At 56.4% G+C, this 13,252-nt stretch carries 12 protein-coding genes; 2 read left to right on the plus strand and 10 right to left on the minus strand.

All coding sequences use genetic code 11. From position 1 onward, the window contains the following. Positions 1-33: 33 nt before the first annotated feature. Positions 34-1,074, plus strand: a complete 1,041-nt coding sequence (locus AC2D8O_RS01275) for a patatin-like phospholipase family protein (RefSeq protein WP_484676964.1) — start codon at positions 34-36, stop codon at positions 1,072-1,074. Between the two features lie 938 nt (positions 1,075-2,012). On the opposite strand, the gene AC2D8O_RS01280 is transcribed toward AC2D8O_RS01275, so the two are convergent. Both AC2D8O_RS01280 and AC2D8O_RS01285 read right to left on the minus strand, forming a co-directional pair. Continuing rightward, the gene (locus AC2D8O_RS01280) at positions 2,013-2,729 is read right to left on the minus strand and encodes a hypothetical protein (RefSeq protein WP_484676965.1); all 717 of its coding nucleotides are present in this window, start codon (positions 2,727-2,729) and stop codon (positions 2,013-2,015) included. Between the two features lie 24 nt (positions 2,730-2,753). Continuing rightward, entirely contained in the window at positions 2,754-3,221 is a 468-nt protein-coding gene (locus AC2D8O_RS01285) for a Dps family protein (RefSeq protein WP_484676966.1), read from the minus strand. 85 nt (positions 3,222-3,306) lie between these two features. Between AC2D8O_RS01285 and AC2D8O_RS01290 the strand changes: the two genes are divergently transcribed. Next, positions 3,307-4,788 (plus strand): hypothetical protein, encoded by a 1,482-nt coding sequence (locus AC2D8O_RS01290; RefSeq protein WP_484676967.1) that lies wholly within the window; start codon positions 3,307-3,309, stop codon positions 4,786-4,788. 13 nt (positions 4,789-4,801) lie between these two features. Here AC2D8O_RS01290 and AC2D8O_RS01295 read toward each other — a convergent pair whose 3' ends face one another. The 8 genes from AC2D8O_RS01295 to uppS form a co-directional block, all read right to left on the minus strand. Continuing rightward, complete coding sequence (locus AC2D8O_RS01295; protein ID WP_484676968.1) at positions 4,802-5,161, minus strand: cupin domain-containing protein; 360 nt, start codon at positions 5,159-5,161, stop codon at positions 4,802-4,804. 85 nt (positions 5,162-5,246) lie between these two features. Further along, positions 5,247-6,191, minus strand: a complete 945-nt coding sequence (locus AC2D8O_RS01300) for a tetratricopeptide repeat protein (protein ID WP_484676969.1) — start codon at positions 6,189-6,191, stop codon at positions 5,247-5,249. Positions 6,192-6,225: 34 nt separating this feature from the next. Beyond that, entirely contained in the window at positions 6,226-7,452 is a 1,227-nt protein-coding gene (locus AC2D8O_RS01305) for a CHASE2 domain-containing protein (protein WP_484676970.1), read from the minus strand. A gap of 94 nt (positions 7,453-7,546) precedes the next feature. Further along, a complete protein-coding gene (gene murI / locus AC2D8O_RS01310; protein WP_484676971.1) occupies positions 7,547-8,374 on the minus strand; it encodes a glutamate racemase in 828 nt (275 codons plus the stop codon). Between the two features lie 197 nt (positions 8,375-8,571). Further along, a complete protein-coding gene (locus AC2D8O_RS01315; protein ID WP_484676972.1) occupies positions 8,572-9,156 on the minus strand; it encodes an OmpH/Skp family outer membrane protein in 585 nt (194 codons plus the stop codon). Positions 9,157-9,207: 51 nt separating this feature from the next. Next, the gene (locus AC2D8O_RS01320; protein ID WP_484676973.1) at positions 9,208-9,735 is read right to left on the minus strand and encodes an OmpH/Skp family outer membrane protein; all 528 of its coding nucleotides are present in this window, start codon (positions 9,733-9,735) and stop codon (positions 9,208-9,210) included. Positions 9,736-9,816: 81 nt separating this feature from the next. Continuing rightward, a complete protein-coding gene (gene bamA / locus AC2D8O_RS01325; RefSeq protein ID WP_484676974.1) occupies positions 9,817-12,330 on the minus strand; it encodes an outer membrane protein assembly factor BamA in 2,514 nt (837 codons plus the stop codon). After that, entirely contained in the window at positions 12,327-13,076 is a 750-nt protein-coding gene (gene uppS, locus AC2D8O_RS01330) for an undecaprenyl pyrophosphate synthase (RefSeq protein WP_484678261.1), read from the minus strand. Before uppS ends, bamA begins: the two co-directional genes overlap by 4 nt. Positions 13,077-13,252 lie beyond the last annotated feature (176 nt).

Genomic DNA, 13,252 nt, shown 5'->3' on the forward strand with positions numbered 1-13,252 from the left:
ACCTAGTCTGCCCATTTTCAGTATCTTGACGTCATGGCCAAAACAAAAACTGAACCCACCGGACCCCGCGCTATCGACCTGGCCCTACAGGGTGGCGGCGCACACGGCGCTTTCACCTGGGGCGTCCTCGACTTTTTCCTCGAGAACCCCCAACACTACAAGCTCGAAGGCATCTGCGGCACCTCTGCCGGTGCTGTCAATGGTACTCTGCTTGCCTATGGCCTCATGACTGGCGGAAACGAAGGCGCACGCGCGCTCCTGCATAAATTCTGGGAAACCGTCTCCCGAAAAGGCTTCGGCGGCCCTTTCTACCCCGCCCCCTGGGATTTGCTCACCGGTAACGGCAACATGGACAACAGCCCTGGCTACCTGTTCCTACAGTTCATGACGCAGTTCTCCAGCCCCCAGCAGTTCAACCCCACCAACCGCAACGACCTTCGCGAAACCCTCCTCGAGCTTATCGACTTCGACCGCCTCCGCTCCTGCCAGTCCACCAAACTCTACGTCTGCGCCACCAATGTCCGCCGTGGTCGCCTCCGTGTCTTCAACCTCCCCGAAATCTCTGTAGAGGCCGTTCTCGCCTCTGCCTGCCTCCCCTTCCTCTTCCCTGCTGTCACCATCGATGGCGAAGACTACTGGGACGGCGGCTACATGGGCAACCCGCCCCTCTTCCCCCTCATCGATGGCACCGACCACCGCGACATCCTCATCGTTCAGGTCAACCCCATCAACATCGCCTCCACGCCCCGCACCTCACACGAGATCCAGGACCGCATCAACGAGCTCTCCTTCAACTCCTCCCTCATGCTCGAAATGCGCCGCATCGAGTTCGTCCAGCGCCTGCTGGCCCGCGGCATCGACCTCGACGGCAAGCTCAAGGAGGTCCGCATCCACTGCGTCAACCCCGAGGAGGAAATCGCACCCCTCAACGTCTCCTCCAAGCTCAACACCGAGTGGTCCTACCTCCGCCGTCTCTTCGAAATGGGCCGCCGCTACGCCACCGACTGGCACCACTACCACTACCACCAGATTGGCGTCGAAAACTCCGTCAACATTCGCGAAACGTTTATGTAGACTACTCAGCTTTTCGTTTGCATCTGCATCTTTACAACATCAGATGCATTAAGCCATAGCCATGTCCGGTATTAAATATATTTGTATAGATAATACTCTGTATTACCCTCGTTGGCTGTATAAACTGCGAATACCTCGTCTGGGAAAAATTCTACTATGGTAGAAAATCCGGCAGGGTTATCGCTGTTAAATATGAACCATATAAAAGCACTGTTATATGCTACAATGTGTACATTACGACAGAAAACGAAAGACCCTTCGTGATAACATTTCGCGAGTTTGAAAAAGGCCATGAGCAATTCAGCGCCTCTGACTCAATAGAAAAAGCAGATTCATCTTTTCTTTTTCACATCTACAAGTCAAATGGAAATACTGCCTTTTTCTCTGCTGACAGCTTCTGCAATATCTATCAGAAAAGACATAGCAGAGAACCCAGGAAGTATGAATTGTAGCAGTGATTGTATTATCATATTAATGGAGAAACCCACTGAAAGGTTGAATCAGCTATGAAAAATCGCATATTCTACATTCTTTTTCCATTAATATATATTCTACTATTGCTACTTGGTATTTTCTATATTCAACCAAGCGATAAAGAAAGAAAATGCAAATTCTTCAGCTCCAGCCTGAACACCGGGGTAATCAGGATAACTAAACTGAAAGACTATTATTTGGTAATAACGAACGACAGCACGAAATACTCAGTGTACCTGAACGAAGATAATTCTGCAAGAATGTCAATTCTTCAGGACAAGAAGAATCTAAAAATCAGGAAGCAAGGAAATTCTTTATATTTCTCAATTAGTGAGGATACTGCTACTGCTGTTTTTATCTCGGTAGATAAATGTAATAACTATAATTACAAGGATCCATAGCTACGGTTTATATAAGGCAGCGCCGGCTTTAGCTGAGCTGCCTGTCTTAAAATACACAGACTTTCACACCCGTTCCATCACCAGCTTCTCCTCTTCCTGCTTCCACCCCAGAAACCAGATGTACTGCATCAGGAAGTGGCCCGCCAGCAGCCCGAATACGTGCCACAGCCAGTGCGTGCCCATCGGCAGCAGCGGCGGGTGCAGGCCGTCGGCCCATCGGAAGAACACCGCCACCGCAAAGCTGCCCAGCGCCAGCCCCACCCAGCGGCTCTGCTCCCACTGATACCGCCGCACCACAAACGCCAGCGGCACCACCACCATCAGCCCCATCAGGCTGTAGTTCAGGTTCACCCCCAGCGCCCGGCGGGCAGGCCCCAGGGCAGCCATCAGCGCCACGTTCAGCAGCAGAAACAGCGGAACTGCCACGTAGGCCATCCACTTGCGGGGCAGCGTCAGCGTCCAGAAGTAAATCGCCGCTGCGATCAGCAGAATGGCTATCGGCAGAAAGTCCATCACCAGCCACACCCGCCCTGCCCGGAAGCCGTGATACACCGAGCCGCCGATGCAGCCGATCAGCAGCAGCGGCACACTCCACGTAAGAAAGCGCTGCTGACGCCAGTGACCCCGCAGCCGCCACGCCCACCACAGGGCCAGCAGCCCAAAGCAGCACGAACTCGCGAAATTGAACGGCTCTACAATGAATCGGCTCAGGTCTGTCTCGGCATAGCGCATGCCACCATCAGGCAGGCGTTGCAGTTGCAGCAGTAACGTCAGCAGCATGTAGCGTCTCTCCGGCTGTAAACGTTACTTTGCTGATGCCCGCAGCATCCAGGCGGCTTTCTCGTGGGTTTCCATCATCCCGATCAGCATGTCGGCTGTGCCGGCATCACCCAGTTTGTCGTCAAACGTCGCGCTGGCTTCCCGCAGCGAACGGATAACCGCCTCGTGGTCGTCCAGCAGGGCGGCTATCATTTTCTCAGGTGAAAGCTCTTTGCCCGGCTCCTCTTTCAGTGAGGCCAGCTTCAGCATCTCGCCCATACTGCCAGGCGCCGTCTCTCCCAGTGCGCGAATGCGCTCGGCCAGTGTATCTATCGCCTCCTGGCTCTGCTCATACAGGTCGCCAAAGAACGCATGCAGGCTGTGAAAATGAAGCCCATTCACGTGCCAGTGAAAATTCAGCGTCTTCACATACAACACCATCTCGTCGGCCAGTAGGCCCGCCAGAAGTTCAGCGCCCTTCTTTCGGTTGCTGTCAGAAATACCAATCTTCATCTTGTTGTAGTTTAAACGTTAGTCCACGGCAGGCGTCAGTCCACAATCTACCAACTCCCGCCTCTCTATCAACCCCGATTTGGCCATGAAAATTCACCTGTCCACACTCCTGCTGTGGCTCTCTGCCATGCCTTGCGCTCTTCTTGCCCAGGAGAATAACTGGTGGACCGTCCAGCCCGGCACCCGCTCGGCCCTGCTTGGCGGTGCGGTCGTCGGCGGCGTGCGCGACAACTCCGCCACCTATTACAATCCCGGTGCCCTCGCCTTCATCCACAACCCCACGCTCTCCATCAGCGCCAACGCCTATCAGTATGTGGGGCTCACCATTGCCAACGGCGCAGGCACCAATGAAGACCTTTCCTCTGGCCAGATACAGGTCATGCCCCTTCTCCTCTCCGGCGTCAAGCTCCTGCCCAAACTTCCTCGTCTGGTACTCGGCTACGCCCTACTCACCCGCCATCAGAGCACCGTCAGCACCACCGCCCGCCGCGATGCCTCCCTCTTAGTCTTCAATGGTGCCACCACCCCACAGGACTATATCGGCCAACTCACTTATCGCAACAGCATCCGTGAACTCTGGGCTGGTGGCACTGCGTCCTACCGCCTCTCTTCCAATCTCTCCCACCAGTTCTCCGTCGGCTTCAGCACCTTCGTTGCCTTCCGTCAGCAGAACTATCTCTTCTCTACTGGCGCACAAGCCCTCAACCCCACCTCCTCCACTGGCGGCACCATCGATTACGTCGCCTCCACCAGCGCCTCTGAGCAGGCCGACCTCCTTGCCTTTCGTCTCATCACCAAGCTGGGCCTTGCATACGAGTCGCACAGCCTCAAACTGGGCCTCACCCTCACCGCCCCCAGCATAACCCTCGGCGGCAGCGCTGTCGTCGCCCGCGACAACCAGATCACCAACCTCTACCGAACCATTCCCCAGACCCGCTACCTCGACATCCTCGCCTCCGACCGTCAGGAAAACCTGCCTGTCACCTGGCGAACCCCTTTCTCCATTGCCTTCGGTGCCGAATTCGCCCTCGGCAAAACAACCCTCTCCCTCTCCGGCGAATGGTTCAACGCCGTCAAAGGCTACGATGTCGTCTCCCCACAGCCTAAGCCCTTCATCCGGCCCTCCACCACCGACTATCCCGTCTCCGCCGCCGACTTCCTCCGCATCAGCCAAAGCCACCGTGCCGTCATTAACGGCGCCGTGGGCATCGAACAGCGGGTCACCGACCGGCTGTCCATTCTCGCTGGCTTCCGCACCGATTTCTCCTCCGACAACACCCGTGGCATCAACACCCCCTCACGCAACCTCTCCTCCGACAACTCCATCGCAACCACTGCCACTCGCCTCGACCTCTACCACGCATCCCTCGGCATGACCCTGCGCCGCGCCAAATCCGACCTCTCCGCTGGCGTGCAGTATTCGTTCGGCAACCAAAGCGGCCGCCCACAGCTCACCAACATGTCCAATCCCCGCGACATCACCTACCTCTTCTCCCGCCGCGAAGAAACCTCCATCTCCTACACGGCAGTCGGCCTCATTTTAGGCTTCACGCATTACCTCCGGTAAGCCGCCTGCTGCCTTACAGTTCCCGCCGGTCGGCCGTCAGCGCCGAGGGTTCCGCGCTGCCCGTGTTTACCACCTCCGCCTGCTCAAACAGCAGGATACTCACTTCCTCATCGGCTTTGGGGCAGTGCTCCACCCCGCGCGGCACTATCACAAACTCCCCAGCCTGCACCCGCACCGTCCGGTCGCGGTACTGCATGTCAAAGGCCCCAGCCACCACCAGAAACAGCTCGTCGGTGTCATCGTGGTGGTGCCACACAAACTCACCTTTGAATTTTACCAGCTTTACCTCCTGGCCATTCAGCTGACCCACCACATAGGGCCGCCAGTGTTCCGTTATCTGCGCCAGTTTCTCGGTAAGCACAACTTTTTCCATAGCCTTATACGAATGAAAGCGGAATAAAAAAGCAAGGGCGCCCATGAAGGCGCCCTGCAGGGAAATTCGTTATCAGGCTGCGGGCTTACTGTGCAGCGCTGTCAGCCATCTGCTTGGCACGGGCAGCAAGGCCCAGCTTCATCAGAAACTCGGCATACATCAGGCGATACTCCTTCACTTCCGGAGCCAGTGCAATGGCGCGCTCGTAGGCATCCATGGCTTTGTCGTTCACCTGCTGATCCTGGTAGTAGCTCGCAAGCACCATCCAGTTTACAGCCGTTTCTTCGGTGCCAACTTCTTCCTTGATTTCGCGTACGGCGTTGGCTACCGAGGTGCGCTGGTCAGCGCCCATCAGACGGAAGCACAGGTCATCGCTGGCCATGCCGGGCATGCGCTTGTTGGCCACCTTCCAGTAGTAGCACTCGTTGGGCTTCAGGTTGTACTGAGAGAGGTTCACTACCACAAAGGTGTCTTCTACCGTGGTGCGGAACAGCTCTTCACCATCAATATCGGTCATCACGAAAATGTAACCGGGGGCACCCGCCTGCTTGGCCCACACGAAACGGGCAGTTTCATCAGCCAGGCTCGCGTTGCGCGGCGACAGTTGCAGCGGCGCCATCGAGCGCTCTACCGCACCCAGGTTCGACATGTTGTTGCCCAGCTTGTTGCTCGTGCTGCGGTTCACCACGTAGTCTACGTAGCGGCTAGTCACACTGCCGCCAGCTTTTGCGCCAGTATTCAGTTCGCTCAGGCTGTAGGTGCCTGTCTTCTTCAGCTCAAAGGTGCGGGTGTTGTTGATCACCACTGCTGCATAGGCGCGGTCGCCAAGCTTCAGCTTGTCGGTACCAGCCAGGCGGGCACCTGTCGTGGCCTTCTTCCACGAGCCTTCAGAGCCATACTGTACATCGCCGCTTACGGCCATCAGCATGTAACTCTGGGCAAACGCCGTGCTACCCAGCAGCATCAGCGCCGCCGACAGCACCCAACGTTTAAGCACATCCGTCTTCATTGTCTTGAGTGAGGTTAGCATTTCGAGAGGTGTAGTTTGGTTAGTAAGGTACGTATTAGCCCTTAAGCAAATAACGTTCCCGAATCTGTTTTATGCGCTCACGGGCCTTCGGGCCCAGTCGCTCCCAGAACGGTAGAATGATTTCGAGAATGTTCGGTCCCAAAAGGAGCACCAGAACAATCACATTCACCTGTATCTCGTATCGGTATTTGGCAAACACGATTATCACCAGATACAGAACAATCAGGTTCAGCGCTATCTGGGCCACAATCACCGAGATATCGAACCACGCCTTCCGCTCATAATAGATCCACGTAAAAAAGCCCAGGTTCAGCCAACACAGGAAAACCGCCCACAAAACCCCAACCCACTGAGGCATAATGTCTACATAACTGTCCGAAAGAATGGTCGACAGCAGATTGGCATGTATGTAGATCCCATACATGTCTGGCAGGGCCTTGCCAGCATACTGCGCGTTCATCGGCGTAAAGTAAAGGTCCTCCAACGACCGTGTCCGCTCGTCGCCTGTGTCCACAAACGCCATCAGCACTATTTTCCCCTGCACAATCGACAGATCGGCCGTGGTGTCCACCGCTGTCGGCGTATCAATAAAGAAGAATTTACTGATGTGCCCCCGCCAGTTGATCCGCTCCTGCTCGTTGTTCCGCGCCAGGCACTCCTGTGCCCGCTTCAGGTCATAGTGCTTCAGCAGCGCTATCACAAAGGAAAAGGCCGTGTCGCCATTCACAATCTGGCGCGGGCTCACTTCCCGTATTGTCCGCATGGCCTCCGCGTTTGTGATGTTCGCATAGCCGTCGTGTGCAAAGTCGCTGAACAGCTCGTTCGAGCGCAGCACCTTTTGAAACTTTCCTGTCTCGGGGTCGCGGTCGGCCAGTTCGGTCACCATTACCACCGGAACTGGGCTATACCGCAGCGCGTTGCTCAGAGGCGTATCGATTGCAAGTCCCTGAGGGTTTCGGTACAGAACGTCAATACCCACTACTTTGGGTCGGTATTTCGAAATGTTGCGCAACACCTGCGCAACACCATTGCGCGGCAGGCGCCCTATGTTCACCACCACGATGTTCGTGTCGATGGGCGTCTCATTTGGGTCCTGAAACTTCGAGAACACCACATCCGTCAGCTCAAAGTCGGCCAGCGCATCGCTGATCGGGTTCAGCTCCGTGATCTTCTGGAACGGAACCAGACTGATCAGCCAGAACAGCACAAATATCAGCAGTGTGGTGAGCAGCACCACCGGTTTCATCAGGTAACGGAACATGCAGAGGCGACGTGCAGAGCACGTTTATCCCGAAAAATACGCCAAACTGCCCAAAGCGCCAACCTGCTGGCAGTCAGCCGCAGCAACCATTCTCCTATTGCCCCTGAAGGGTTACGCGCTGTAGCGAAATCTCCCCGCCGAAGAAAATACGCGCCGTCGCACCAAAGCTCTCCGTCAAATCCGATACGCAGAACCTGTCCCCCACTTTCGGGAACGTCTCGGTGTTCAGCAGGCCCCGCCGGCCCAGTTCCTCTGCCACCCGCTCGGCCAATGCATCCGCACTGTTGATCACCTGCACTTTGTGCCGCAGGTTCACGTCAAAATACTGCTGTATCTGGTCCTGCACCAGTGGGTAGTGTGTGCAGCCCAGTATCAGCGTATCGATGTGCGCAAAACCCGTGTCCGACATATACGCCTCTATCACCTCCTCGGCAATTTTGCCCCCGGCCCAGCCTTCTTCAATCATGGGCACCAGCAGAGGCGTGGCCTTCTCCACCACCAGCGCATCCGGCTGCCGATGCAGTATGTTCCGCAGGTAAATGTGGCTCTGAATCGTCGTCTTGGTACCAATCACGCCAATCCGCCCGGTGGCGCTCCGCTTCAGTGCCGTTTCCACCGCTGGCGATATCACCTCAAACACGGGCAGGTCGCCACACAAGGCCACAACTTCGTCATAAGCCACGGCACTGGCTGTGTTACAGGCTATCACCACTGCCTTCACCTGCTGCCCAAGCAGATAACCTACTATCTCACGAATGTATCCCCGTAGTGTTTCAGGGCTCTTGTCGCCATAAGGAAGGTGTGCCGTGTCACCAAAATACAGCAGTGCCTCGGCGGGCAGCAGCTTCCGCAGGGCGCGGGCGTTCGTCAGGCCGCCAATGCCGCTGTCAAACACGGCGATGGGTAAATGCTGCGGGTTCATACTGGGTGTCTGGAAGTATCAGCGTGTGTACTTGCGGGCCCAGAAGAAAACCCTCTGGAAGCGGCTGGCACATTGCACGGCGAAACTAACATCCACCGCTTTTCCACCAACCAACCCATTACATTTCCGCCCGCTTCATCCGCCCAAGAATGACAAAACCCCGCTAAGGCGGGGTCTGTCGTGTACTGTGCAGTGGCTTAGCGGCCGCCAGCAGGGGTAGTGCCCGCGGCAGGCGCGCTGCCTTGAGGAGCCGGCATCTGCAGGCCCATCTTCTTGGCTACCTTCTCCGTGATGTTGTCCGACGGCTGGGCGTACAGCAGGATGCTGGCACCGTCACCGGCGGTCGAGTTCAGCACGTGGGTATAGCCTTCGGCCTTGGCCACTTCTTCAATTGCCTTCTGGATACGGTCCAGGATGGGACCCAGCAGTTCTTCCTGCTTCTTCTGCAGCTGCACCTGGCCATTCTGGATAAACTCCTGGATTTCGCGCTCCAGCTGCTGAATTTCCTTGATCTTCGCCTCTTCTGCTTCGGGCGTCATGCCTTTCTGCTTCGCGGCTTGGTATTCCTGGATCTTGCTGCTGTAATAGTTGCGCTTTACGTTCGCCTGCTCTTCCAGCTTCTGTTGCATAATCCGCATTTCCTGCTCGGCAGCTTTCGCTTCCGAAGTCAGCGATACCAGAAGTTCGGGGTTGCAATAGGCAATCTTGCTCTGCGCTTGCGCAGCAGTGGCAGCACCGAGCAGCATCAGGGCGCTCGCCGCGAGGGCACGAAACACTTTCATCAGTCGAAAAAGAAAATAAGGGAGAGGTACAGTTCGGTTCACTAAAGGGGGTTATCGCTGAACGCCCAGCTTGGTCAGCACGAGGTCAGAATAATCAAAGGTAGGGTTGGCGTACAGCATCACCATCGCACCTGCCTTGTCAAAGATAAAACTCAGTCGGCGCTCCTTGGCCACCTGCTCTACCGCTGCAAACACTTTGTCCTGAATCGGCTTCACACGCTCTTCGCGCATCCTGAACAGGTCGCCGTCATAGCCAAAGCGCTTCTTCTGCAGCTCTTTTGCTTCCCGCTCCAGATTGAAGATTTCGTCCTGCCGCTGCTTCTTCGCCTCGGCCGACAGCAACACTTCCTCTGCACGGTAGCGCTCATACAGCTTTTCAATCGCTGCATACTTGTCGTCTATCTCTTTCTGCCAGCGCTCCGTCGCTGCATCCAGCTCTTTCTGCGCCGCTACATACTCCGGAATCTTGTCCAGGATGTACTTCGTGTCTACATACGCAAAGCTCTGCGCCTGTGCGCTGCTACCCAGCGCCAGCAACACTGCCGCCACTGACAGTACCCGAAGAAGAATGCCTTTCATAGTGGTCGTTGGTTTTACGATTCTACTGTACGACGCAACAAGGTACACAAGGTTTAATCACCAGACCGTACCCTTTTGCGGTTAGAACTGCTGGCCTATCACAAAGTGGAAGCGGCCACCTCCGATGTTCGAGCCCTGGAACTGGACATTGTCGAAGCCATAGCCGTAGTCAATACCCAGCAGACCAAACATCGGCAGGAACGCCCGCAGACCAAAGCCCGCCGACCGCCGCACCGTAAACGGATTGAACTGGTCAAGTGAGCCCCACGCGTTACCAGCCTCCACAAATGCATGAACCCACACTGTGGCACTTTGCTCCAGCGTAATCGGCTGGCGCAGTTCCATTGTGTATTTCGCATACGCCACAGCACCACTCGCAGGGCCGATGTTTGGCGTCTGATAGCCACGCATACCAAAGATCTCGCGCCCGTCTATCTGGAAGCCCACCAGGCCGTCGCCACCCAGATAGAAGCGTTCAAATGGCGAAACGCCTATCTGTGGGTTGTATGCGCCCAGGAAACCATAGCGCGCACGCAAGTACAGCACCGTCGGCAGCTTGTTCCCGGCAAGTGTCAGGAAGAACTGCGAGTCCCACTTGATTTTCCAGAATTCCAGCAGCCGGAATTTATCCTGCGCACGCTCAGCCCCATAGTTGCGGCCGCGCTGGAACAAAGAGTACGGGGGCGTCGCTTCCAGGTTCAGCGTAAACACCGAGCCGCTCCTCGAATAGATTGGCGCGTCTATACTCGTCCGGTCAAACGTCTGGCGGAACGACAGAATGTTCACGTCGCCCGTCCCGTTGCCGAAGTTCGAGAACACGTTGAACGCATTCTTCAGGTTGTAGTTCGCATAGCGAATCGACGAGAATGACCGGAAGAAATCATCCGGCCACTTCAGACGCCGGCCCAGGTCTACCTGTAGGTTGTAAATACCAATACGATAGTCGTACAGCGGTATGCTCTGGATCGAGTAGTTGGTGCTCACGCCAAACGAGTTCGGCTTGCGGCCCCCAAACCACGGATCCAGGAACGATACACCGTAGTTCTGGAAGTTCACACCGTTGGTCTGTACCGTCAGTGTCACTTTCTGGCCGTCGCCCGCAGGATACGGTTTCCAGGCCCCACGGGTGAAGATCTTCCGCGAAGAAAAGTTGTTCAACTGCAACGATACCGTCGCCAGCAAGCCGCCATAGAGAACGTTGCCCTGCTGGTCGCGCGTCTGGCCTGTCCAGCCACCCTGTAACGTAATCTGGTCGCTGCTCTTCTCTTCCAGCGAATACTTGATATCTACGGTTCCACGCTGCGGGTCGGGTATGGGCGTAATCCCCATCTTCTGCTGGTCAAAGTAGCCCAGTGCCAGAATCTCGCGCTGCGTACGGATCAGGTCGGCCCGGCTGAACTTCTCGCCCGGCAGTGTACGCACTTCCCGCCGTACCACGTGGTCCGACGTCTTTTCCGTACCCGTAATGATCACTTTCCGTATCGTGGCCTGCGATCCTTCCTGAATACGGATCTCAATGTCAATCGAGTCGCCGTCAACTGCTACCTCCACTGGCGTTGCCCGGAAGAACAGGTAGCCATCGTCCAGATACAGCGACGACACGTCGCCTTGGAGGGGGTTGCCCGACAGGTTCTTGTCCAGCGTAGACTGGCTGAACACATCTCCGCGCTTGATGTTCAGAATACGTGCCAGTACGTCGTCCTTGTACTTGAAGTTGCCACTCCAGGTAATGTTCCGGAAATAGTACGGCTTGCCTTCATTGATCTTCATCCGAAGCTCCACCCGCCGCGGCGACAGCTGAATCATCGTGTCCGACAGTATCTCGAAATCGCGGTAGCCTTTGTCGCGATACGCTTCCAGTACCAGGTCCTTATCCTCGTTGAACGCCCCGCGCAGATACTTCGAGCGCTTCCAGAAGCGGTAGAACTTCGCCTCCTTCGTGTCCTTCAGCTTCTTCTTGATCTTCTTGTCACTGATGGCCGTGTTGCCCTCAATCACAATCCGCTTGATCTTCACTTTCGGGCCCTTCTTCACATTCAGCGTTACCATCACGCCGTTGCGCCGGAACATCGTGTCGGCCTTCAGCTCCACCTGCACATCGGTGTTCAGGTAGCCCTTCTCCTGGAAGAAGTTTTTGATGATGCGCACCGCCGAACGGCTCTTCGCCTCCGTGAAAATGGTACCTGTCACCAGCTTGATCTTCTCCCGCAGGTCTTTCTCCTGACCGCTGCGTACACCGCGCAATACATAGCGCGTCACACGTGGCCGCTCCTGCACGGTTATCACCACAAACAGTCGCTTGCCCTCTATCCGGTCAAGGTCTATCCGAACATCGCTGAACAGTTCCTGCTTCCACAGTTTCCCCAGCGCATTCGACAGCGCCTCGCCGGGTATCTCAATTTTTCGGCCCACCGCCAGGCCACTCAGCAGCAACACCGACTGCTCGTCCGTCTGGGCCGCGCCCTTCACAGTTACCCCACCCAGCGTATACTCTCCGGGCGGTATAGTCGAGCCCGTCGTGGCGGGGGTAGGGTCTTGGGCCAGCACTGTGCCAGCCACCAGCATCCACAGCAGGGCAGTATAAAGAATCCTCATCGCGAAGTCTGGGCCTGTATCTGGTCGCTCGTCTTGCCGAATCGGCGCTCGCGCTTCTGATAATCGCGCACCGCCTCCTGCAGGTCCGTCCGACGAAAGTCCGGCCATAGTTTGTTCGTAATGTACAGTTCAGCGTACGCAATCTCCCACAGCAGAAAATTCGATACCCGAAACTCCCCGCTCGTGCGGATCAGCAACTCCGGGTCCGGCATCGAGGCTGTGCTCAAGTGCGCCGCAAACAACTTTTGGTCAATGTTTTCCGTATGCAGTTCCCCCATCTGTACCGCTGCCGCGATCCGTCGCACTGCGTTCAGTATGTCGGCGCGCGCGCCATAGCTCAGCGCCAGCGTCAGCGTCATATGGGTGTTATGCTTCGTCGCATCCATCGCCTCCTGCAGCTCCTTCTGGCAGCCGCCCGGCAGGTCTTCCAGGTTCCCAATCGCGTTCAGCCGAATCCGGTTCTTCTGCAACGTCTCCGTCTCGCTCCGGATCGTCGACACCAGCAACTGCATCAGCGCAGTGACCTCTGGCTTCGGCCGCGACCAGTTTTCCGTGCTGAAGGCATACAGCGTCAGGTACTTCACGCCCATTTCCGCTGCGCCCTCCACCGTCTCTCGCACCGCCTTGATTGCCGACTTGTGACCGAAAATCCGCAGGCTCCCCTGCTTCGTCGCCCACCGCCCGTTGCCATCCATGATGATGGCAATGTGCTGCGGGATACGCTGGGGGTCTATGCCCTCGGGCATAACAGGCTGGCGGTCCGGCATTCCGTTGCTACAGGCGAGGTAATTGGGAGAGCCCCTCTGCCGATCCGACAGAATGGGGGTAGGGTGCAAAGATACTCCTTTGAAGTTCCCAGCAAAGCAAACAGGGGGAGATGCCCGCTTTAGGCACCTCCCCCTGCACTTTTTAACAATCTACG

The sequence above is a fragment of the Pontibacter sp. T17 genome (assembly GCF_057219875.1).

Excerpts from the sequence above, each read along its gene's own strand:
- AC2D8O_RS01275 (WP_484676964.1), top strand. The coding sequence starts at position 34 with ATGGCCAAAACAAAAACTGAACCCACCGGACCCCGCGCTATCGACCTG.
- AC2D8O_RS01280 (WP_484676965.1), bottom strand. The coding sequence starts at position 2,729 with ATGCTGCTGACGTTACTGCTGCAACTGCAACGCCTGCCTGATGGTGGC.
- AC2D8O_RS01285 (WP_484676966.1), bottom strand. The coding sequence starts at position 3,221 with ATGAAGATTGGTATTTCTGACAGCAACCGAAAGAAGGGCGCTGAACTT.
- AC2D8O_RS01290 (WP_484676967.1), top strand. The coding sequence starts at position 3,307 with ATGAAAATTCACCTGTCCACACTCCTGCTGTGGCTCTCTGCCATGCCT.
- AC2D8O_RS01295 (WP_484676968.1), bottom strand. The coding sequence starts at position 5,161 with ATGGAAAAAGTTGTGCTTACCGAGAAACTGGCGCAGATAACGGAACAC.
- AC2D8O_RS01300 (WP_484676969.1), bottom strand. The coding sequence starts at position 6,191 with ATGCTAACCTCACTCAAGACAATGAAGACGGATGTGCTTAAACGTTGG.
- AC2D8O_RS01305 (WP_484676970.1), bottom strand. The coding sequence starts at position 7,452 with ATGTTCCGTTACCTGATGAAACCGGTGGTGCTGCTCACCACACTGCTG.
- murI (WP_484676971.1), bottom strand. The coding sequence starts at position 8,374 with ATGAACCCGCAGCATTTACCCATCGCCGTGTTTGACAGCGGCATTGGC.
- AC2D8O_RS01315 (WP_484676972.1), bottom strand. The coding sequence starts at position 9,156 with ATGAAAGTGTTTCGTGCCCTCGCGGCGAGCGCCCTGATGCTGCTCGGT.
- AC2D8O_RS01320 (WP_484676973.1), bottom strand. The coding sequence starts at position 9,735 with ATGAAAGGCATTCTTCTTCGGGTACTGTCAGTGGCGGCAGTGTTGCTG.
- bamA (WP_484676974.1), bottom strand. The coding sequence starts at position 12,330 with ATGAGGATTCTTTATACTGCCCTGCTGTGGATGCTGGTGGCTGGCACA.
- uppS (WP_484678261.1), bottom strand. The coding sequence starts at position 13,076 with ATGCCCGAGGGCATAGACCCCCAGCGTATCCCGCAGCACATTGCCATC.